Source organism: Thermococcus sp., from assembly GCF_026988555.1.
In the GTDB taxonomy this organism is placed as follows: domain Archaea; phylum Methanobacteriota_B; class Thermococci; order Thermococcales; family Thermococcaceae; genus Thermococcus.
In genome coordinates, this window is record NZ_JALSLB010000038.1 from 1 (window position 1) to 20,939 (window position 20,939).

Annotated in this window: 22 protein-coding genes; 8 read left to right on the forward strand and 14 right to left on the reverse strand. The window is 54.2% G+C overall.

The window, feature by feature from the left end:
- Together MVK60_RS05485 and MVK60_RS05490 are read left to right on the forward strand one after the other, a co-directional pair.
- A partial coding sequence (locus MVK60_RS05485; protein WP_297437280.1) for a hypothetical protein occupies positions 1-535 on the forward strand: 535 nt, incomplete at its 5' end.
- 4 nt (positions 536-539) lie between these two features.
- Positions 540-836, forward strand: a complete 297-nt coding sequence (locus MVK60_RS05490) for a transcriptional regulator (protein WP_297437282.1) — start codon at positions 540-542, stop codon at positions 834-836.
- A 9-nt stretch (positions 837-845) separates the two neighbouring features.
- On the opposite strand, the gene MVK60_RS05495 is transcribed toward MVK60_RS05490, so the two are convergent.
- Together MVK60_RS05495 and pcp are read right to left on the reverse strand one after the other, a co-directional pair.
- Positions 846-2,867, reverse strand: coding sequence for a DUF460 domain-containing protein (locus MVK60_RS05495; RefSeq protein WP_297437284.1), 2,022 nt, complete (start codon positions 2,865-2,867; stop codon positions 846-848).
- A gap of 48 nt (positions 2,868-2,915) precedes the next feature.
- On the reverse strand, positions 2,916-3,518 hold the full coding sequence (pcp, locus tag MVK60_RS05500; RefSeq protein ID WP_297437287.1) for a pyroglutamyl-peptidase I: 603 nt from the start codon (positions 3,516-3,518) through the stop codon (positions 2,916-2,918).
- Between the two features lie 60 nt (positions 3,519-3,578).
- Between pcp and MVK60_RS05505 the strand changes: the two genes are divergently transcribed.
- The 3 genes from MVK60_RS05505 to MVK60_RS05515 are packed head-to-tail and all read left to right on the forward strand — an operon-like array spanning position 3,579 to position 6,602.
- Positions 3,579-4,691, forward strand: coding sequence for an NAD(P)/FAD-dependent oxidoreductase (locus MVK60_RS05505; RefSeq protein ID WP_297437290.1), 1,113 nt, complete (start codon positions 3,579-3,581; stop codon positions 4,689-4,691).
- A 9-nt stretch (positions 4,692-4,700) separates the two neighbouring features.
- On the forward strand, positions 4,701-5,066 hold the full coding sequence (locus MVK60_RS05510; protein ID WP_297437292.1) for an ASCH domain-containing protein: 366 nt from the start codon (positions 4,701-4,703) through the stop codon (positions 5,064-5,066).
- Between the two features lie 33 nt (positions 5,067-5,099).
- Entirely contained in the window at positions 5,100-6,602 is a 1,503-nt protein-coding gene (locus tag MVK60_RS05515) for a prenyltransferase/squalene oxidase repeat-containing protein (protein WP_297437294.1), read from the forward strand.
- A gap of 24 nt (positions 6,603-6,626) precedes the next feature.
- Here the strand turns inward: MVK60_RS05515 and MVK60_RS05520 are convergent, their stop codons facing one another.
- Positions 6,627-8,123 (reverse strand): carboxypeptidase M32, encoded by a 1,497-nt coding sequence (locus MVK60_RS05520; RefSeq protein ID WP_297437378.1) that lies wholly within the window; start codon positions 8,121-8,123, stop codon positions 6,627-6,629.
- A gap of 147 nt (positions 8,124-8,270) precedes the next feature.
- On the opposite strand from MVK60_RS05520, the gene MVK60_RS05525 reads away from it, so the two are divergent.
- Positions 8,271-9,125, forward strand: coding sequence for a carbohydrate kinase family protein (locus MVK60_RS05525; RefSeq protein ID WP_297437380.1), 855 nt, complete (start codon positions 8,271-8,273; stop codon positions 9,123-9,125).
- On the opposite strand, the gene MVK60_RS05530 is transcribed toward MVK60_RS05525, so the two are convergent.
- From MVK60_RS05530 to MVK60_RS05550, 5 genes are read right to left on the reverse strand one after another with little or no spacing between them, the layout of a single operon-like run.
- On the reverse strand, positions 9,100-9,531 hold the full coding sequence (locus tag MVK60_RS05530) for a hypothetical protein (protein ID WP_297437296.1): 432 nt from the start codon (positions 9,529-9,531) through the stop codon (positions 9,100-9,102). The genes MVK60_RS05525 and MVK60_RS05530 overlap by 26 nt on opposite strands.
- Positions 9,528-10,763 (reverse strand): DUF58 domain-containing protein, encoded by a 1,236-nt coding sequence (locus tag MVK60_RS05535; RefSeq protein WP_297437382.1) that lies wholly within the window; start codon positions 10,761-10,763, stop codon positions 9,528-9,530. Before MVK60_RS05535 ends, MVK60_RS05530 begins: the two co-directional genes overlap by 4 nt.
- Before the next feature lie 12 nt (positions 10,764-10,775).
- A complete protein-coding gene (locus tag MVK60_RS05540) occupies positions 10,776-11,729 on the reverse strand; it encodes a MoxR family ATPase (RefSeq protein WP_297437298.1) in 954 nt (317 codons plus the stop codon).
- Positions 11,677-12,162, reverse strand: a complete 486-nt coding sequence (locus tag MVK60_RS05545; RefSeq protein WP_297437300.1) for a hypothetical protein — start codon at positions 12,160-12,162, stop codon at positions 11,677-11,679. The genes MVK60_RS05540 and MVK60_RS05545 overlap by 53 nt, the downstream gene beginning before the upstream one ends.
- The gene (locus MVK60_RS05550) at positions 12,146-12,997 is read right to left on the reverse strand and encodes a DUF4129 domain-containing protein (protein ID WP_297437302.1); all 852 of its coding nucleotides are present in this window, start codon (positions 12,995-12,997) and stop codon (positions 12,146-12,148) included. The genes MVK60_RS05545 and MVK60_RS05550 overlap by 17 nt, the downstream gene beginning before the upstream one ends.
- A 56-nt stretch (positions 12,998-13,053) precedes the next feature.
- On the opposite strand from MVK60_RS05550, the gene MVK60_RS05555 reads away from it, so the two are divergent.
- Entirely contained in the window at positions 13,054-13,548 is a 495-nt protein-coding gene (locus MVK60_RS05555; RefSeq protein WP_297437304.1) for a DUF2118 domain-containing protein, read from the forward strand.
- 1 nt (position 13,549) lies between these two features.
- Here MVK60_RS05555 and MVK60_RS05560 read toward each other — a convergent pair whose 3' ends face one another.
- Positions 13,550-13,843 carry a hypothetical protein gene (locus MVK60_RS05560; RefSeq protein ID WP_297437306.1) on the reverse strand — a complete coding sequence of 98 codons (294 nt, stop codon included), beginning with the start codon at positions 13,841-13,843 and terminating at the stop codon, positions 13,550-13,552.
- A gap of 143 nt (positions 13,844-13,986) precedes the next feature.
- Between MVK60_RS05560 and MVK60_RS05565 the strand changes: the two genes are divergently transcribed.
- The gene (locus tag MVK60_RS05565) at positions 13,987-14,466 is read left to right on the forward strand and encodes a peptidylprolyl isomerase (RefSeq protein ID WP_297437308.1); all 480 of its coding nucleotides are present in this window, start codon (positions 13,987-13,989) and stop codon (positions 14,464-14,466) included.
- Here MVK60_RS05565 and MVK60_RS05570 read toward each other — a convergent pair whose 3' ends face one another.
- From MVK60_RS05570 to MVK60_RS05590, 5 genes are read right to left on the reverse strand one after another with little or no spacing between them, the layout of a single operon-like run.
- Positions 14,467-15,372, reverse strand: coding sequence for a type II secretion system F family protein (locus MVK60_RS05570; protein WP_297437310.1), 906 nt, complete (start codon positions 15,370-15,372; stop codon positions 14,467-14,469). It lies immediately after the preceding gene.
- A 6-nt stretch (positions 15,373-15,378) separates the two neighbouring features.
- On the reverse strand, positions 15,379-16,443 hold the full coding sequence (locus MVK60_RS05575; protein ID WP_297437312.1) for a type II secretion system F family protein: 1,065 nt from the start codon (positions 16,441-16,443) through the stop codon (positions 15,379-15,381).
- An 11-nt stretch (positions 16,444-16,454) separates the two neighbouring features.
- The gene (locus MVK60_RS05580) at positions 16,455-18,410 is read right to left on the reverse strand and encodes a CpaF family protein (protein WP_297437384.1); all 1,956 of its coding nucleotides are present in this window, start codon (positions 18,408-18,410) and stop codon (positions 16,455-16,457) included.
- 9 nt (positions 18,411-18,419) lie between these two features.
- Complete coding sequence (locus MVK60_RS05585; protein ID WP_297437314.1) at positions 18,420-19,418, reverse strand: hypothetical protein; 999 nt, start codon at positions 19,416-19,418, stop codon at positions 18,420-18,422.
- 11 nt (positions 19,419-19,429) lie between these two features.
- Positions 19,430-20,890, reverse strand: coding sequence for a DUF515 domain-containing protein (locus tag MVK60_RS05590; protein WP_297437316.1), 1,461 nt, complete (start codon positions 20,888-20,890; stop codon positions 19,430-19,432).
- Between the last annotated feature and the right edge of the window lie 49 nt (positions 20,891-20,939).

Genomic DNA, 20,939 nt, shown 5'->3' on the forward strand with positions numbered 1-20,939 from the left:
GAACTTCGCGCTCTGGCTCTCTGTCATGGCGTTTTATTACCTGTTGAACGGTTTGGTCACGCTGAGGGGACCTGTCTCACTTGGGTACTGGATGGTTGCGATAGTTTTAGCGGTTCCTTTAACTATTAAGATCTGGAACCGGCTCAAAGGGCTTTACTCGACGTTCTACCACAACTCCCGGAGAAACGGGCGCAAGATCGCCGTCCTCGTGACGCTTCCGTGGGTTGTGGGTAGTGCTGTGGGATGGTGGTTAATACCTTCAATAACCTCAATAGGCGTCAGCGCGGACGCGAGACTCGGGGTTGGGTTTCTAAGCTTTATTGGAATCTCACTCCTCGGGCAGTGGCTGGTGATGACCCAGGACAGGTGCGAGTTTGAGATGATGCCCTCTTTCATACTGCCCCTCCTCGCAATCCCCATCGCGTGGAACATGAACAGCGGAACGATCACCTGGGTCAGCTTCGTAGTGGCCACGGGGTTCAGCCTCACGATCCTGTGGTACCTCTACTCGGCCTTCAGGGCGATAGAACGGTGATAGCATGGAGCCCCTGAAGGAGCTGGCGAAAAACCATATCCTGGGAAGCCCAATAAGGTTGGGGATAATGCTCTACCTCCTGCCCAGGGAAAAGGCTCTCTTCAAGGAGCTGTTGGACGTTCTTGAGGTCACCCCCGGAAACCTCGATTCCCACCTGAAGACCCTTGAAAAAGCCAATTACGTTGAAATCTACAAGGTCCTCGCCGACAGACCCAGAACCGCGGTGAGGATAACAGGGGAGGGGATAGAAAAGACGGGAGAGTACCTCAGAGCACTCAAAGAGGCCTTAAAGGCAGTTTAACTGCCGGGTTCAATGTTTATTCAACTCCCCCGTACCGTGACCCCGCGACTCCCGTTCCCTCCGGGCCCTCCTCCTGAGTTCCTTGACCCTCTCGATACGGTACTCCTCCACGATGTGCAGCAACCGTTTTGTCTCCCTCTCACGGTCCTCCTCCTCCCACCTGTCCAGAAGTGTCTCTACAGCCCGCTCAAGGGTCTCGCGCTCCACAACGGCGAACTCGTCAACGCGCTTAACGTCGAGTTCTTCTGCCGTGAAAAAAGGTATATGCGCCCCCCTAAGGACGTTCCTAACCGGCTCAGGGAGGGATTTTTCAGTTATGAGCGCGCGTATCTTTCTTTTTACCAGCTCCTCCGCTATTCCCCGTCCGGCCCCCGCAGGGTTGACCACAAAGAGAACGTCCCCCCGTTTTATACCAACGTCACGTCTCAGCCTGTCGAGCTCACGCCAGCTCAGAATCTCCATAACCTTCAGGGGAACCGCACTTCCACGGATCTCCACAACGTTCATCCTTTTAACCTGAACGAGGTCCCTACTGAGATGCTCAATTACGGCCTTGGCTTCACGGAGCTGTTTCTCGAGAACCTCTATGCGCTTCACCTTCGCCTCAAGCTCCCTCTCGTGGAGAACCTTCTTCCTGACCTCCTCATCGTAGTCCGCTATCCTGCGTTCAAGTTTGCCTATCGTCTGCCTCTGCTCCTTTATTATCTCCCTCAGCTCGGCGTTCTCCCTCTCAAGAAACTCTATCCTCCACTCCAGCTCACGGATGCGCTTTACGTACGGCGTAACATCGATGCTTGGTTTCTCCTCCGGCGCTTCTTTCTTGGGTCTTTCGCGCAGTGTAACCCTCTGCATGGCCTCCCCAAGGTTGTAGCCCTGTATAACGAGGGCCTTCACCTCGTCGGCCTTTCCCCTCAAACCTGCCTCGCGGAGTTTGGCCTCAACGTGCTCAAGCTTCGGCTTCAGCCGGAGATAGGCCTTGTAGGCGGCTGCCAGGGCGTCGCGCTGATGGTCGTCGTCAACGCTTATACCCAGGTTCCGGAGAAGTTCATTCTTCTCCTCAACACGGAGGCTCTCCCCGGGAACGAAAAGGTTCGCCTTGAAGGAGCGTGCTATCTTCTCAACGAACCCCGGTGCCGGGGAGACGTCGGTGGCGACCACGATGGGATGGCCGATGTCGCTTATGAACCGAAAGACCTCGCCGACCGGCATGTTCCTCTCGCTGTGGAGGGCAATCACCCTTCCGTTCAAATCTATGGCCGCTATACCGACCGTTATCCCCGGGTCTATGCCGACTATGACGCTCCTCCTCTCGCGTACCGCCTCCTCGCCCCTGAGCGGAGCGAAGCCGAGTTCAGCCCTCTCAACGGGCTGGATTCTCACCTCTACGTCCCCGCCGCGCGCGGGCCTTATCAGTCCCGCCAGCTCCTCCCTGCCCGCGTAGACCTTGAACTCCCCCTTGGCCAGGCCGTAGTCCTTCTCTTCAACTTCCAAGTCAAAGGGTATATCCGCCCTTCTGAGCCTCTCCTCTATCTCCCTCACCTTGTCGCGGACGAGGTTGTGAATCCTCTTCCTGTACCGGTCCTGACTCCAGCCACCCTTCCCGTGGCTTCTTCCGCGGGTTACCTTGATTATCACCTCGTCCTCGAAGGCAAGAACCTCATAGCCGACCCCTTTACTGGCCAGCAGGGCTGAAAGCTTGGCCTCCTCGTAGGGATCGAACCTGTCGGTTACCCTTATCCCATGCTCCTTTGCCAGGCTCTGAAGGCTTCTCCCCTCGCCCGGACGGCCGGTCACCTGGACGAGCTTCGTCCCGCTCGGAAGGGCTCGAAGAAACTTCCTGAGGTCGTCGCCGAGCTCGGTAACGCTGTCCATGGCCACTATATCCGGCCTCTTGCTCTGGATGAAGCGGATAAGGCGGTAGAGGGTGAACTCACCCTTTCTCTCAAGCCTGCCGTTGAACCAGCTCACGACGGCAAACCTCTTGGGGTTCTCGCTTATTATATCCACTCCGAGGATTAGAATAGGCCTCACCCTCTAAGGGTTCTGTGGAAAGGTTGGAGGGGCAGTTTAAAAAGCTTATCAGCCCCTCAGGGAGGTTCTGATGGCGACCTCTAAGGCCGTCCTTATCGTTTCAACGGCCATTGAGGGCCTCGGCTTTTCCAAGGCCTGTTCGTGGCTGAAGGGGACGTGGATGAAGCCAGCCTTAGTTTCCATTCCAGCGACGGCTATCGTATGGAGCGCCGTGAACATCGCGGCGTTGCAGACGTAGGTCCCGGCGGTGTTTGAAACCCCCGCGGGAATCTTCTCTCCCCTCAGGGCAGCAACGATGGCCTTTATAGGGAGTGTTGCGAAGTATGCCGCCGGGGCACCCTCAAAGACCGGCTCGTCCTCTGGAGCAAAGCCCTCATTATCAGGCATCGTCGAGTCCATGACGTTTATCGCAACGCGCTCGACGGTTATGTTCGACCTCCCGCCGGCTTGACCGGTCAAGATTACGATATCCGGCTTCCCACCGACAATCAGCCTTGGAAGAACCTTTCTGACGCCGTTGAAGGTCACCGGGAGCTGGCGTTTTATTATCCCAGCCCCTTCGATCTCATCCGGAAGTCCCGAAACGGCCTCCCAGGAGGGGTTTATCTCCTCGCCGCCGAAGGGCTCGAATCCCGTCACGAGCACTTTCATGACATCACCGAAAAGGTTAGGTTTTTAGGGTTTAAAAGCTACTCCGGATGAGGGGTGAGGATGAGGTACGACGTTCTTATCATCGGTGCCGGGCCGGTTGGCAGCTACCTCGCCAACCTGCTCGCGAAGGACCTCAGCGTTGCCGTCGTCGAGAGAAAGGGCTCCTTCGGGGGTAAGGCCTGCACTGGCATAATAGGGGCCGAGAACTATGAGAGACTGGGGCTCCCTGAGGGGGCCATACTGAACAGGTTCAGAGGGGCAACCTTTTACTCCAGGATACAGAGCTTTCAGGTGGAGCGAAAGTCCCCCCAGGCATACATCGTTGATAGGAAAACGCTCGAAAAAGAGCTGGCGAAGAGTGCCGTTAAGAAGGGGGCTGAATACTACATGACGACGAGTTTCCAGGGCTTTAAGGATGGGAGGGCCATACTCCAGCACCTTGGAGAGAGGCTGGAAATTGAGGCAGACTTCTACATTGGGGCGGATGGTATCACGAGTGCCGTTGCGAAGAACATAGGTGCGGAGACCCGCGCGGAGATGCTCCCCGGCTACGAGGTGGAGGTGGTCGGCGAGTTCAAGAAGGATTTTGTGGAGGTGTGGGTGGACAAAGAGATGAACGAGGATTTCTTCTTCTGGGTTGCTCCCCTCAGCAAGAACCTGGCCAGGGTCGGCACACTTGGAAGCATCGACGCACTCGGGAAGTTCATACGGACGCGGGGACTCAAGGCAACGTCGATAATTGAGTTCAAGTCAGGAAGCGTTGGATTTGGGTGGAGGAAACCCTGGGTGTCGGGCAACATTGCCTTGGTGGGCGACGCGGCCCTTCAGGTAAAACCAACAACCGCCGGCGGGATAGTCTACGGGATGCTCTGTGCCCATTCACTCAGGAGAGCGCTCCTGGAGGGACGCCTGAACTCGTATGAGAAGGAATGCTCCTTTGTGAGGAGGCAGATCTCCTTCGGACTCCGCTTCAGGAGGGTCTTCAAGGGGCTGAACCAGGAGGGGATAGAAAGGATCTTTGAGATTCTCGGGAGCAGAGAGGCAAGGGAAGTCATAGAAAGCCAAGCCGACTTCGACGACCACCTAAAGACAGCAAAAGCCGTGATGAGAAGACCCCGTCTCCTTGCCGCGTTGCTGAGGGTGAGCCCCTCGATAATAAGGGCCCTTGTATGAGGTGGTTCCATGGCGACGTGGAGGATGGGACTTCAGGAGGAGTACCTCAGGGCCATCGCCGAGGGCAAGAAAAGGGTGGAAGGCCGCCTCTACGATGAGAGGAGGCAGGGGATAAGGCCAGGGGACACGATAATCTTCGAGAACAGGCTGATGTGTGTTGTGAAGGATGTGAGGGTTTACTCGTCCTTCCGTGAGATGCTGGAGAAGGAGGGCCTTGAGAATGTCCTCCCTGGCGTTGAAAGCATCGAGGAAGGAGTAAGGGTTTATAGGCGCTTCTACTCCGAGGAGAAGGAGCGGAAGTACAGCGTTGCGGCGATAGAGGTCGAGCCGGTGGGGTGGATCGGGGAGCCGTTAAGTGAGGTCCCAAAAAGTTAAAGTCTCCTTTCCTATTTTAACATGGTGTGCGGTATGAGAGAGAAGCTCCCCCTCATTCTTCTGGTTTTCATCGCCGGTTCCATATTGCCGCCAGCTGGAGCCAGTTCATTAATTGGCAGAGGTGCGGAGCACTACATAAACGAATATCAGCTCAGAACCCTGAACGGTGTGTGGAACACCGGAAGCGTCTCCGGATGGTACGCATTCAGGGAGAACGAGACGTTCTACCTCACATGCCTCAAAGTTATAGCCCTTGCGAGGAGCGGCTACCCGAGGAACTCTACAGAGTTTCGGCAACTCGTTGAATGGATAGAGTCAAAGCAGAGCGAGGACGGTTCTTTTCCGGCAATAATAACCGACGACTATCCAGAGCCGGACTCGGAGTGGTTCTACTGGGAACTCTCCAGATCGGCTGGAACAGGGCTGGCGATTTTAGCCCTCCTTGAGGCGGGAGAAAGCTCCAATTCCATGGAAATACAAAAGGCAGCCCAGTTCCTTCTGAGGAACGAGAGCGGGGACCACTGGGGGAGCACGGTTTACCTGTTCTGGGAGCAGACGGGCCTTCACGAGCTCAACGAGTCGCCGAGCATCGTTGCAACCGCCTATGCAATCGCCGCCCTCTCAAGGCTCGGCCACAATGTCTCGGAAGAGTGGAGATGGCTGGAGGAAAGGCTGACGCCGGAGAGGCTCGTGGGCCCGTATCTGGACAACTTCTTCACGGACTTCCTCTTTCCCATGCCCTACCGCGATATGAGGGGAGCATACGAGAGCATAGTCCTGCCGCTGCTCTTTCTGAGGGAGGAGAAGGTGAGCCCTCCGAAGGAGACGCTTGATTTTATATCCTCTCTTCTCGAAAGGACGCAGTACCTCGGAAACGCGACGCTGAGGCTGAGCTTTAGGAGGATTACCAACTACACGGTTGAAGAGAGGGTTTATACCGTAAACGGCTGGGAAACCCTCAGAACATGGGGCGGAACCGGAAGAAGGGCCGAGATAAACGTCAGCCTGGGGCCCCCGGACCGGGAAAGCATCTTCCTGATACGCTCGGGGAGAGCCCTCCTTGAAAACGAATCCGGCTTCTTCAAGGGAAAAATGAGGCTCTATCCGGAATTTCCAAAAAACTATATACCCCTAATCGGGAGCGGGTATGCCAAAAGGACGGTTTTCCGGTTCAGGGATGGAGAAGACTACGCCGTAATAGAGCCCCCCAACCTCGACGGCTCCTGGAACCACGACGTTTACTCCACGGCGATAGCACTGATATGGCTCCACATGGCCGGTGCGAAGGGAGGGAATGTAGACGAGGCGTTGAGATTCCTTGAGCTCGCAAGCCCAAGGGAATCCATGGCCTTCGACGGCGATGCCTACGCGCTGATAGCCCTGAGCCTGTACGGGGAGAAGTGGGAAGCCAACGGATCTGAACCTGTGGAGAGTGAGTCAAACGCCCAATCCGGGATTTCATGGAGCCTGCCGGCGGTTTTTGGGATAGGGCTTTTGATCGGCGTGCTCATAGGTGCCAAAATGGGTAGAAAATGAAGTTGCCGGTGAAGAAAAAAGAAATCACAGATACCTCTCCTTCACCCACCTTATGAAGTAGTCCGGGTTCAGCTCCTCGCCGATGGACTTCTTAAGCAGCTCCTTCGGCGGGTAGATGCTTCCCCAGCGGTGTATCTTCTCCCTGAGCCAGGCCTTTATCGGCCCGAAGTCCGCATTGGTGATGTGCTCTTCCACGTTTAGGTCCCTCTTCATGTGGTAGTAGAGTTGGGCCGAGAGGAGCGTTCCGATGCTGTAGGTCGGGAAGTAGCCTATCGTTCCGTGCGCCCAGTGAATGTCCTGGAGTATTCCCTCGCGGTAGGTCTTGGGCCTTATGCCGAGGAGATTCTCCATCTCGTCGTTCCAGAGCTCCGGGAGGTCTTTGGCCTTGACGCCCTCGTTGAGCATCATCCTCTCAAGCTTGAAGCGGAGGAGTATGTGGAAGTTGTAGGTGACGACATCAGCCTCGGTCCTTATGAAGTCGGGCCTGACCATGTTGAAGTAGAGGTAGATGTCCTTGGGCGTGTAGTTGGCTATGAAGGGCAGGTTCTCCTTAAGGGTTGGATATATCAACCCGGCGAACTCCCTTGAGCGGCCGACGATGTTCTCCCAGAACCTGCTCTGGCTCTCGTGGATTCCGAGGCTTACTCCACCCGCAATCGGGCTGAACATGAACCTCTCGTCCCCCTGGAGCTCATAGAGGGCGTGTCCAAACTCATGGACTGTGCTGAGAACGGTCATCCTGAAGTCGTAGCCCTCGTAGCGCGTGGTTATTCTGACGTCCTTTATTCCAAACTCCGTCGTGAACGGGTGGGCCGAAACGTCGAGCCTGGAGCGGACGCCGAGTGGGAAGCCGAACTTCTCTAGTATCATGCGGTTGACACGCTCCATCTGAGCCTGCTCGTATGCTTCCTTCTCAAGAGGATGACTCTGCGGAACCGTCCCCTCCTCCAGGATTCTGTCAAGGATGGGCTTAAGCTCCTTCTCCAGCCGGTCAAACATCCTTGTGACGTCCCTAGTAGTTGTACCCTCCTCAAACATGTCAAGGAGAGCGTCGTAGGGCTCGTCCTCGTAGCCGAGGTAGTCAGCGGCACGCTTTGCCAGATCGATTATCCTGTCGAGCCACGGCTCGAACTTGGAGTAGTTATTGCTCTTTTTAGCTTCTTCCCAGGCCTTGGTTGCTTGGCTCGTGACCTCACTCATCTCCCTGAGGAACTCCGGCGGGAACGAGCGGCTTATCCTTATATCCCTGTCAAGAACCCTGACCACGCCACGCTCGTACTCGTTGAGACCCTCGATGCCCTTCGCCTTTTCAACCAGCTCAACGAAGTCCGGCTTGAGAAGGAACTCCTGACTGAGAACTGAGAGCTCGCCCTGGGCAACGCTCCTCTCAAGGATTCCCTCCCTGGGCATGTTGACCTCCATGTCCCAGCCTAGGACGCTCTGGGCGTGGCCGATGGCCCATATTCTTCTGTACCTGGCCAGAATCTCCTTAATAGTCTCGTTCTGGAAGACGGTCTCCATTGCCTCCACCTCCATATCCGTGTATTCCATTTCGCCCCACGCTTTTAAATCTTTTCGATGTCCATCTAAACGGGCGAGTAGAAGTCGATTACTCCAACCGGAAACCGCTTAAAGGGGTGAAGATAGTCGAAGGGGGGGATGTGAGTGATGAAACTCGACTTGGTAGTTCTCGGTCACGTCTCGATAGATCATATACGGTTTCCGGGAAGGAATGAAAAGTTACTTCCCGGCGGTGCAGCCGCAGCCGTGGCTACTTCGGCGGCTCTGGCCGGCGCGGGGGTTGGTCTGGTAACGAAAGTTGGTAGGGATTTTCCTGAAGGGTGGCTCAAAAAGCTCTCCGCGGTTCTCGACGTTAGGGGTGTTCAAATCCTGCCCGGCAGGACAATTCACATATACATGATTTACAACGAGGACGGGAGCGTTGATGCCCCCGTTGACATGGGAGTCGCTCGGAAAATGGGCGAGACTCCAATCCCTGAGGAATACATGGAGTCAAAACTGTTCCACATAGCCCCGATTCCTCCGGAGGAACAGCTCAAGGCCATTAAAAGGATTGAAAGGGAAAGGACAAGCCTAGATTTCAACCCGACCTACATGGAGGATTATGCCGGAAAAACAGGTCTCATGAAGAAAATAATCTCAAGGGTCGAGGTCCTCTTTCCAAACGAGAGGGAAGCGCTAACGATAACCAAAACCAAAACCGTGGAAGAAGCCGCCAAAACACTGCACGGATGGGGGGCGAAGCTGGTCGTTATAACGCGCGGTGAGAGGGGGGTCCTTGTTTACGATGGGGATTTCAGAGAGTTTTCGGCACCCCCTATAAACCCTGAAGAGATCGTGGATCCAACGGGAGCCGGAGACGCTTTCGCAGGCGGTTTTCTGGCGGGCTACTCAAGGGGGCAACCTGTGGAGGAATGCGTCAGACTGGGTCTTGAGAGAGCCAGAGAGGTGCTGAAAAAAGAGGGGAGCTGGAGCATCACCCCCTCCCCACGCTCCGAATGAAGAGGTACAGCGCCACCAGCATAACTGCGGCGACTGCGGTCACCTCCATTGAGGGGAGCAGCGGGGCCAAGAACACCAGGAAATAGTAGGTGGGAAGGGCCAGAAAAACGGCCAGTGTCAGGGGAACGTAGTGACGCAGGGGGGCTCGCTCCCTATCCAGGTAGGCAGTTTCAACGGTAAGGAGGGCCAGGATCATCACGATTAAACCGTAGGAGCCCCCAAACCGTGTATAGAACAAAAAAGAACCAAGGAGCACCAGAAAAACCGCGCCCATGGAATACCACTGCAGCCCGAGGAGAAGGATGGGGAGAAGGAGGAGCCCCCTTTTATCCAGATACATCATCATTACCGTTAGCAGCAGGAAGGGGATAAGTGCAAAGGGCCTTCGTTTAATCGCTGGTTTCATATGTTCACCACCTCCGCTATTGCGGCTTTGAGGGGCTTCTTAACGTCCCAATCAACGATCAGACCATAAGATGCCATCTTCTGCAGCATTACCCTCCGTTCAAGTGATAGAAGCTTAAGGGCAAGTTCCTCCTCCCTGCTTTTTGGATCGATAGCACTGTACGGGTTCGGACTTACGACAACAACGTTGTAGCCGAACTCCGACATGGTCTTAAGCGCGTTCCTGCTTTCCTCGGTTAGGAGTGGGGAGAAGTACAGAAGCTGGGCCCTGGGGGGAAATCGGCTACGGATTAGGTGCTCAACCTGGTAGGCTATCATGTTGTTCACGTCGGGTTTTGCCGTGCTCAGGAAGTCTATACATTTGAAGAAGTGCCTCTTGCCGTAATCAACGCGCACCCATAGCGGGACCTCCTCAGCCAGGAGAAGACCGAAACTGGTACCATCGTTGAGTGCGTTGAGCATCAGGGACGCCGCAGCCCGTACGAGGTCGTCGAAAACAATGAACCCAGTGTAGGATGCGTCGACTATAAAGACGACGTCAACCTTGCGCTCGCTCTCGTACTCGTTGGCCATTATCCTACCAGTCCTGGCGGTGGCCTTCCAGTTGATTATCTTGAGCGGGTCGCCGGGCTGGTACTCCCTTATTGCATGGAACTCAACGCCCTCCCCCACCCTTGGCGACGGAAGCGGTCCAACGGTTATCTTAGTTCCTCTCGTTGAATAAGGCGTTGGGACATCCTGGATGCGGGGAACACCAACCAGCTCCTGGTAGATGTTCTCGACGCGATCCACATAGAAGAGACCAAAAGGATCCTCGTAGCTCAGCAGGATACTCTCAAACGGGTGAACCCCCCTCTTTACAAGAACCCGATACCTTAGAACGCGTTCTTCCCCCTTGCTAAGGGATATAACACGGGAGTTGCTTCCCTCAACGACCTCCAGCCCCTCAGGAATCATATCCCTGATCCGGAGACTGGGGATCCTCTCGTTGGCTTTTAATCGGAGCTCGACATCGATGATCTCCCCCTCCAGCACCCGATCGTGGGGGAGTTTTCTGCTTATCTCAACGTCAAGCGTTGGCTTGAAGAAAAAGACGGCAACGAAGAGCAGCCAGAGTACGGGCAGTACAAGGTAGACCATCTCCCAGCGAAGTAGGAAAAACGCCATCAGTACCAAGACCCATAGAGCCATGAAGAGGTATTCGGCCTTCTCTGTAATCTTGAACTCCGTCATGACCATCACTCATTACTCGAATTTGGGAACGGGGACACGATCTAGAAGTTTCTCCATTATACTATCCTGGCTGACCTTTGTGTACCACAGCTCTCTCTTAAGGATAAGCCTGTGGCTAAGGGCCGGTACCGCTACGGCTTTAACATCGTCGGGGATGACGTAGTCCCTGCCCCCCAGGGCGGCGTATGCACGGGAGAGCTTAAGCAGGGCCAGGCTCCCCCTGGGGGACGCCCCGACGTCTATCTCCTTTCTGTCGTTTCTGGTGGTGGCCACTATGTCGGTTATGTACTCCAGGATAGCATCGCTCACGTAGACCTCCTCGATCGCCCTCTGCATCTCAAGGACCTCCTCTGGGGTGGTCACAGCCCTTAGGTCAACCTCCTCTTTCTTGCGGTTCATCCTCCTCCGCAGAATCTCCAGCTCCTCCCCCCGGTCCGGATAACCAACACGGAGTCTCACCAGAAAGCGGTCCAGCTGAGCCTCCGGAAGGGGGTAGGTTCCCTCCTGCTCTATAGGGTTCTGAGTTGCTATGACCACGAACGGTCTCGGCAGGCTGTACGTTGTTCCCTCAATCGTGACCTGTCTCTCCTGCATGGCTTCGAGAAGGGCCGATTGGGTCTTGGGGGGTGCGCGGTTTATCTCGTCGGCCAGCAGCACATTGGTAAAAACCGGCCCCTTTCTGAACTCGAATTCCAGCGTCTTCTGGTTAAAAACACTGACCCCGAGTATATCGCTTGGCAACAGGTCGGGCGTGAACTGAACGCGGGTAAACCGCATCCCAAGGGCCCCCGCAAAGCTCTTGGCCATCAGGGTTTTGGCCAATCCAGGAAGATCCTCTATGAGCACGTGCCCATCCGCCAGTATCGTCGTCAGCACGAGCTTCAGAACCCGGTCCTTCCCGACTATCGCCTTTTTAACCTCGTTCAGAACTTCCTTCCCTTTGAGACCCACTTCCTCCGCTTTCATCTATATCCTCCTCCACAAGCTCAAGTGATTTCTCCAGATTAGCCAAAAAGTCACCCTCCCCGTAAAGTAATCGAATCGCCTGAGTGGGCTCGGACTGAATCCTCCGGAAGGTCTGGTTGTAATCGTCAGAGGCCATTGCATACATCTCTGCTATCCTGTCGGCCACGAGTTTCCTTGCAGTTCTACCGTCCTTCGCCTTTTGTATGAGCCGCACCGCCCTTTCAAAATCAGAAAGCGGTTTCTGGTTGCGTTCCTGTTTTCCCCCCGCCAGCAGTCCACGGTAGAAAACTGAGAGGCTACCCCCGGAAAAAAGGAACAGGGCAAGTACCACCCCCAGGGCAATAACCGAAAACCACCTGACGGCGTATGAGCCCGAAAGGATCGCTATCAGTATAAAAGATACGACAAGGAGAACCTCAAACCTTCCCCTCATGCAGACCCCCCCTCATTCTTCTGTACGCCTCAAGGGCCCCCGCGGCGTCGTCCCAGGTGACCTTCTCGGGCGCGTATTTAGCCTTCTCAAAGAGCACGGTCAGTCTGGAAAACGTCTCATGCATGTACCTGACGTGACCGGCGTGCTCCCAATGGGTCCAGCTCTCCTTATAGGGCAGATTAAGGGCCTCAAGCCAGAGGACAGCGTTTTTATATATCCCTACCACAGCATCACGGGGGTTTTCAAACATGTCCAACCCCGCTTCCTCGAGCCTCTTATCAAAGAGCTTCGCCCGGCGGCGCATTTCCCTCCTCTCACGTTTTCTGAGGACCTCCCTGTAGTAAACCCAGAGGAAATAGGCGAGTACGGCCAGCACGATGAGACCTATAAAATACGGCAGGTAACCGACGTAGGGAATGGAGTGCCCACCTGCACTCTCCTTGCCATAGGTCTGAACGTTCTGTCCCAAAGAACGGTTCAAGAAAACCCCAGACGAATTAGCCGCCTTGACTCCGAGCTTGATCCTGGAGTAGGGCCCCATGACAAAGAAGAACGCAACAATCACCGCCGAGATGAGGTACAGGATGAATTGAAGGGGGGTAACGGCGTAGGTTTCTCTTCCCCTCAGCGGTATATCAAGCCAGCTTAAAAAGAGGAGGACTAAAAACAGGACCCCGATCCCGGCGAGGGCTACCATTATGAAGCCGAGGTACTCCATGGGATGTTTCCCGGTTCCGGAGCTTAGCCTAATAATCGGATGCATTAACATTGCCATCAGGAGCATTGTGAGTCCAGCGAGGGATAGACTTTTTACCTTGGTGGACATACCTACCATAGAACCTACATGCTCAGGTTTAAAAACTTTTACATGTAAGTAAAGGTGGTGAGAAGATGGAGAAGCTTCCAAGGCTCTATATTGAGTGCAATGAGGAGGAGTGTACCGATGGAAGGATCCTGAAGGAAGAGTGCGTAATAATACAGGACAACCTGGAGGTCTGGTCAAAACCAGGCGAAAACCTTCCAACGTTCATAGAAACCGAAAAAGCAACCTTCCTCAAGAAGGAGGTGTACGACAGGTTCTACCTCTACGTGGATAAAACAGAGGGAAGGCTAGAGGCAGACGCCATACTGGTCCTCCCGGACGGCAGAACCAGAATCTACCTGAAGAAGGGCGATGAACTTCTCATGCTCCCAGTAGAGGGCTACACAAAGACGTTGATAGCTAACGTTGGCAACAGGGTGAGGAGGGGGGACCCATTCGCAGCCGTGACAACCAAAAAAGGGGAAGTGCACTACCTGAAGCCCCCAAAGACCGGCACCGTCGTCTTCATTGACGATATGAGCCTCAGACCGCACTACGTTTACTACATACTGCCTGAGGAGTAGCTTATTCCTCCATACCCTTCATCATGGCGTCTATGCTCGACTTGAGGGCGAGCTTTATCCCATCCAGCGGGTCCATCCCCTTGAGTGTTCTCGTGTTGTTTGGGCTGGTTATTATCAGGGACCACCTGAAAATGCCCTCCTTCAAAGGTCTGCTCTGGAACATCGCTATGAACTTCTGCTCACCTAACGACACCTCAAGTATCTCGACATCGGTGTCGCCGAGTTTTGATGTGTACACATCTTTAACGAGGAGGTTCTCATACTCCGCCCTAAGCATGTCGGCAAGGTATCCCATATAAACACCGCTATAGGAATGGGCCACCATTCCTTATACGCCTTCTGGTTCACGTAGTTCACATAGGTGGGTACTGTTGACCAAAAACGTTATAAGGGTTCGGGGCTAGCTTGGACGACGGATCTTTTAAGTTGGTGAAGAAGATGAAGATTGAGACTGGGGATTTTGTGGTGTTTAACTACGTAGGCAGATTTGAGGATGGAGAAGTCTTTGACACGAGTTACGAGGATGTCGCCAGGGAGAACGGGATATACGTTGAGGACAGGGAATACGGTCCCCTGGGCGTGAACGTCGGCGTTGGGGAGATAATTCCAGGTCTGGACGAGGCCCTGATAGGAATGGAGACCGGCGAGAAGAGAACCGTAACCATCCCACCGGAGAAGGGCTACGGCATGCCGAATCCCGAGCTCGTAGTAGACGTGCCCCTTTCACAGTTCTCAGATGTTGGCGTTGAGCCGGTGGAGGGAATGTACGTCATGACGGACTCTGGAATAGCCAAGATCGCTTCGATAGAGGGGGACGGTGTTAAACTGGACTTCAACCATCCCCTGGCCGGGAAAACCCTCGTTTTCGACGTGGAAATCGTGGACGTTCAGAAGGGTAAAGGGGGGGAAGGGGAGTAATCACATAGAGATGTTCATGGAGGTTGCCCCCTCAAAGATCATTACTCCCATAACCAGCATCAGCAGGCCGTACTTGAGGCCTGAGGAGTACTTCCCTTCTCTTATTACCCCAATACCAAAGCCAGAGATTATCGCCTGAATGCCAACGAATATCAGGAGTATGTTCTTTATCGCGGATACGGGGAGGGAAACCGCCCCGGCACCCCCTCCCATGGAGCCCATGACTTGGGTAACGATTCCGAGGATGAGGGGCCCGATGAAGCCGCTCGTTATTATGAAAAACATGACCTGCATGCCGGTCGATGCCTTGCGCTCCTGCTTTATTCTGAGTATCTCTCTGACGTCATTGCCAACGTAGACGAGGACGTCCCCCATAGGTGCGCCCCTTTCCAGGGCCTCAATGATTATCATCATCGAACGATAGATAACGGAGGACCGCCTGTTCCTGAGTGCAAACGCCTTCAGAGCTTCGACGGTCGGGCGCCCTTTCTTTATCTCGGCCACGGTCCTCCTGAACTCGTCGGTCAGTGACCCAAAGTTCGCAGTGGTGAGCTCCTCAAGCGCCTCAGAAAACGATATTCCAGCCCTGAGGGAGCTGGCCAGATAGAAGAAAGCATCTGGTAGCATCCGCTCCATTTCGTCGGCGCGTTTTGTCACCCTCCAGTACGGGTATATGAACGCAGTCCCTACGAACACCGCCAGGAAAGCTATCAGACCGTAAAGAACGTTAAAGAGTGCAACGGCTGCACCGAATATAACCCCCAAGAGAAGGGAGATCACGAGGAACTCCAAAGCCATGAAGTTCAGGTTGGCGGAGTACACAAAGAGCTCATACCTTCTAAGCCACTTCTCCGGGATCAGGCGCTCGGTGAGGGAAATCAGTGAGGACGATAATCTCTTTGCCATGACACTTCACCTCGGCTCTCCCTTTTTGATCATGTTAACGATTATAAGTGACAGCATGGGGAACGCAAGAAGCAGTACGACGGCCAGGGTTTCGGTGGGCATTATAAGCGTCTGGGTCATCATCGAACCCGCCAGGATACCGACTACGAACATGGTGGGCATGACTATGGTCATGAACATGTAGATAAAGGCTATCCCGTTTACCCTCTGCACGTACTCCATCAGTTTCATCCTGTACTCAAAGGAGAAGTCCTCTGCAAGTTTATACAGTATGTCAGCCAGGTTCCCACCGAATTTGACGGCCCTAAGGATCTGTTTGACAACCCTGCTGATGCTGTCGGAGGCCATCTTGTCATCGAACTTCGCGAGTGCGTCCTCAAAGGAGGAACCGGTGCGCATGTCCCTTATTATGAGATCGAACTCCTCGGAGATGGCACCGTAGTCGGCTTTGGCCACGGACAGAAGGGCCTCAGAGATACCGACGCCCGCGCTCAGAAGGGACGCCATGTGCCTGAGAGCGTATGGCATGGCCCTCTCCACCTCAGCAACCCTGCGCTTCCAGACAAGTTTGGGGTACTTTCTCATGTAAAAGAAAGTCCCCACAAAACCCAGGAAACCTATCAGAAGTGAGGTTGTGACTGGCATGTAAAGAAGGTAGGCCACGAGGACAGAAAAAAGCCCCAGGAATATACTAACACCGAGCATGGTGGCGACGTACCTGTCTTTGGGTGTCGTTATGTTGGCCCTGAACAGGTCCTCATCCAGTCCCTTTAGGGAGCTCGTGAGGGACTCAACAGGCCCTTTGAAGTAATGCAGCATGGCATCGGCAAGCCTCTCGGAGAACGGTTGCTTTATCTCCTGCTTTCTCCATTCAATAAGCTCCTCAATCTCCCTCTCTCTAGGGGGTGTCTCTTCTTCCTCCGTTACCTCCCTCTGTATCTCCTTAAGGGCCCTTAGCCTCTCCTGAACGGTTTTTCCCTGCGGAAGCCTTCGAATAGGCTTTTCAGCAACTTCTGTAGTTTTCCCACCCAGCCTTTCCAGGAACGTCAGGAAACCATCGATGACCCCCATGATAATCACCCTCAGATTATACTCCTAATCTGTTTGCTGGTCTCGACACTGCCCTCCGCCTCTATCTTCTTCAGCAACGCCTCTTCATCTATGTAGAACATGCGGAGGTAGTGGCCAACTTCCTCAATGCTCCGGATACCCCTCTCAATCATCCAGTCAAGGATAATCTTCCTCTTCTCCTTTTCGAGATCAAGCTCGGTAACGCTCATTCCTGTGTGGTGAGAGAGGTCGTTTATAACTCTGCTCGGAACCCCCGTTGGAACCAGCTCATCCTTGGCCGGGTCGTATTTGTAGAGCTTGTTGAGCTGTACACTTTCCCCCTCCATCCCGGAGACCTCTGCTATCTCCGTTATTCTCCTGATGGTGCCCTTCTTCCTGCTGTGGAATCTCACCTGCATTATGATGATGTCGAGGGCGGGGATCATTATCCTGGGAACACTCATGGGGGGGCTTTCCAGCCTTACGATAGTCTCGCGGGCACTGTTGGAGTGTATCGTGCTCATACAACCGTCATGCCCCGTGTTCATGGCTGTGAACATGGTCCTCGCCTCGGCCCCACGAACCTCACCCACGATGATCCTGTCAGGGCGCATACGGAGGGTGTTCTTAACCAGGTCGTCCATGGTGATCTCCCCCTTGCCCTCGATGTTTGGCGGCCGGGTCTCAAGCCTTACCCAGTGCTCAACGGGAAGCTGAAGCTCCGCCGTATCCTCTATTGAGATGACACGCTCGCTCGGCGGGATGAACATTCCAAGGGAGTTCAGGGTTGTCGTTTTACCTGAACCCGTCCCACCGGCAACGAGGATATTCGCGGGCTTCACCCCAAGGCCATCCACAAACAGCCAGAGGAGAGCGGCTATCTCACTGTTCATGGTGCCGTATTTTATCAAGTCAATGATGGTTAAGGGATCTTTTTTGAACTTACGGATTGTTATAGTTGGCCCGTCCAGACTGATTGGGGGGATGGTGGCGTTAACACGGCTTCCGTCCGGAAGGCTGGCGTCGAGCAGCGGACTCTGCTGATCTATGCGTCTTCCTACCTGCCTCGCAATACGTTCAATTATGTTGAGGATCTCTTTATCCTCTGAGAAGGTGATGTTGGTCTTGCACATGTTAAAACGCCTGTGCCACACATACACGGGCCTGCGGCTTCCTATGACCATTATTTCCTCAAGGTTATCATCCCGGACCAGAAAATCCAGCTTTCCATAGCCTATCATGCCCTGAACTATGATCTCGGATAACACTTCCACCCTGCCCTCGGAGAAGGTCGGGGCTGCGTCCTTTATGAGCCGCCTTACGGCGTTCATAAACACACGCCTGCGTTCTTCAGGGTCGGGTATCGATGTAGGATCGATGTGGATCTCCGTTATCGCCCTGTCCCTTATCATGTTCAACAGGTCGTTCTCTTCCTTCGTCAGCTTTGGAAGGCGAATCTCATATATTGGGATGGGCTCTCCTTTAACCCTCAAGATCCTGACGTTACCGTAGGCGTCAAGAACCTCAGCACGACCGGCGTAAGCGCTCTCCTGAGAAGAAGAAGCGGATCCGAGGATATCCTGGATGGAAGAAGGGGTCCTGGGACGAGATGTTATCTTTGGTTTTTTGGGTTCCTCCTTAACCAGTATCTCATTGAGAACCTCAGCGCCAGTTGGTCTCGCCTTCATAGCCTCTTCAGGAGTCGTGGGCCTGCTCAGTATCTCGTCTAGGTCGGTCTTGCTTTCCTCACTGAGGAAGGGTATGGGAAGTTCCTCTTTCCTACTCCTCGATTGCTCCTCCTTCTCGCCTCCCCCAAGGATATCCTCCAAAGATGAACCGCCACCCGAAAATGGGAATTCTATAGCCTCTTCCTTCCCCTTGGAAGGTGTTCCCTTTTCTTTCTTAAGAACATTCTCCAGGAGGTCGTCCTCTTCGTTCAGTATCTCATCTATCCAAGAGGGGGTGCCCTTCTTTTTTTTCTCTTCCAGCACCGGTTCTCACCGCCCCTCGTTCATCCAGCTGATATGGTAGGTTATTTCAACCTCCTTCCCCATAAGGATTATCCACACAGGGAAATCAAACTCCGGCTCTGCAGGGGGCCTTGTGACGGCGGGCTCAACACTCGGACCAGTTATCAGGGTGCTCGTAAGCTGGAACATGTTGGAGGGCTGGGGCACGCTTGGAGGCTGCGGTGAAGAGGGCGCCTCAACGCCCATGTATCTCCAGATGAACGTCTTAACGTAGTCGCTGTACATCATGGTGTAGTTCGGGGTGAAGCCCGTGATGTTGGCTCCCTTGAATATCACCGGGATCGCCGCCGCAAAGAATGTCCTGAACTCCCCGTTGGAGGGGACGTTTGTGATGTTGAAGTGCACCACGCCTTCGTATTCCAGGACTTTGATGTTCCCGTCGCGGAGGGGGAAGAGGCTCTGCATGTATATTATCTCCGGAGCGTTGAGAAGCTCGGGATAGACCACCCCACAGACCATGGTTCCGATATCGTCCTTGGTGAGAATATGACCACTGGTTAGGGTCCCGTTGGTGTAGCTCAACTCCGACAGCTGATCCCCTCCACCGCAGGCGTCCCGGTAATCCTGCATCGGGATGCGGTAGGAGTAGTTCTGGTTTATAATGAAGGTGACGACAACGGCCTCGTACGGGTATATCCAGAAGCCCACGCGGTAGTTTAGGGTGTTCCGGGAGAGGGACGGGGGAAGTATGTGAACCGGCTGGGTGCCGTTCAGGTAGGAACCCATGGCCTCGGACCCGCCGAGGCGGTTGACCCTGAAGTCGTATCTGGGGTTGACTATTATGAACTTCGGAAACGGAGCCGTGTTCAGGAGCGTGACGTTGACCTCCATTGAAACGGTCCCCAGAAGGCCTATGTTATTGTAGGAGTAACCGTAGCTCGTGCTTCCCGGCAGTGTGTAGGTCGTTGCACCCACTAGAGACGAGGCTAGCAAAAGGATAAAAAGGGACACTGCAACCTTTTTCATTCTTCACCACCTCAACCGGTAACCTTGGCTAGGTAGAGGTACTGCTGGTAGCTCAGTATGTCGGGTACGAATATCGACGGGACCTTCACTATGACGAGGAACTGAGCGTTGGGATCCACGACCATAAGTCCGGAGCTCTTTTCAAGATCGATTACCTCCCAGCCGTAGTTCTCCAGCTGCTGTTCCACATTTGCCCCATTCTTGAGTTTACCTGCAGCCAGCGCCTTCAGGATCTGTGTGAGGTCAGTGCTGTAGCTGTAGACTGCCGAAACACTCTGGGAAGCACTCTGAGAGTTCGAGTAGGTGTCGGACGAACTCTGGCCGTTGCTTATGGTGGTTCCGCCGGGCTGGTACGTGGAGGACTGATCGCGCGAGTACTGGCTGGATGAGCTACTGCTTGATGAACTGCTCTGGCTCTGAGCCTCGTTCAGATTTATAAGGCCCGCCTGCTTGGGCAGGAGCACCAGTTCTATGTAACCCTGATTGACGATCTCCTGGAACCTCGCACTGCTTGAGTTCTTGGCAAATATCACAATGTGATCTCCAGGGGACAGAAAAGCCCCGTTTATCCTGTCCCTTGAGAGGACAAGGGCTATATCAACGTACTCAACCTTCTGGACGGAGTAGCGAATTATCTGCCTGTAGTCGGAGATACCCGCGAGGTAGGCCTTGGCTTCGGTCTTCGAGAGAACCTTCTTTGTTCCATCGGGCATTATCAGAACAACACTCTGGGTGGGAACACTGTCGATCCTGTAGTCATAGTAGTCCCTCCACAGTTTAAGAAGATACGGAGCGGCATTTATCCGGGCGACCCCCTCCATGCTGCTCGCGTTGTTAACGCTCTCCTCCAGGCTCTTCAGCGAGTCCACAACCTCCGCCCGGATGCTGTCCGGTAGTGGCTGGGCCAAGAGCGGCTGGAACTCAAGGGTCAGGTTCTGTATCTTCTCCCTCTTGGTCGCGTTGAGTTGCTGCTCAAACTTAATGCGCTCCTGCTCCTGCAGGTACGCCTTGTACTGCTGATAAGCCTTGGCATAAGTGCCCTTGACGTCCACAGCCTTGACCTGATCAACGGAACTGGCGGAGGAGATCTCGCTCAAAAGCTTGCTCCTGGTGTTTTTTAGAAGGTTCTGCCCGTACGTTGTGTTCATATGAAGGGAATAGGCCTTGTAGTACTGGTTCACCTCGGCTATCTTGGAGTTTTTGGCCTCCTGAAGCTGATTGGCAGCATGGCTCTGGAAATACATCAGAGCACCAACTGCGACAAGGATTATCACGGTAATCAGAACGCCTGCACCGATGAGGATCTTCTTCCTACGTTCTTTATCACGAATGCTTCCTATCCCGCGGGGTTTCCTCGGGGGTTTTCTTAGGGTAGCTTTTGGAGGCCTTGAAACAGGTTGCGATTCGGCTTCAGTACTTGCTTTACCAAGCTCTCTTAACCGGCGAATCTTCGCCTCAATATCCTCGGACACGTTGAGCACCACCATTAACCGTTATCATAAGCTTCTCCACTCAGATAGT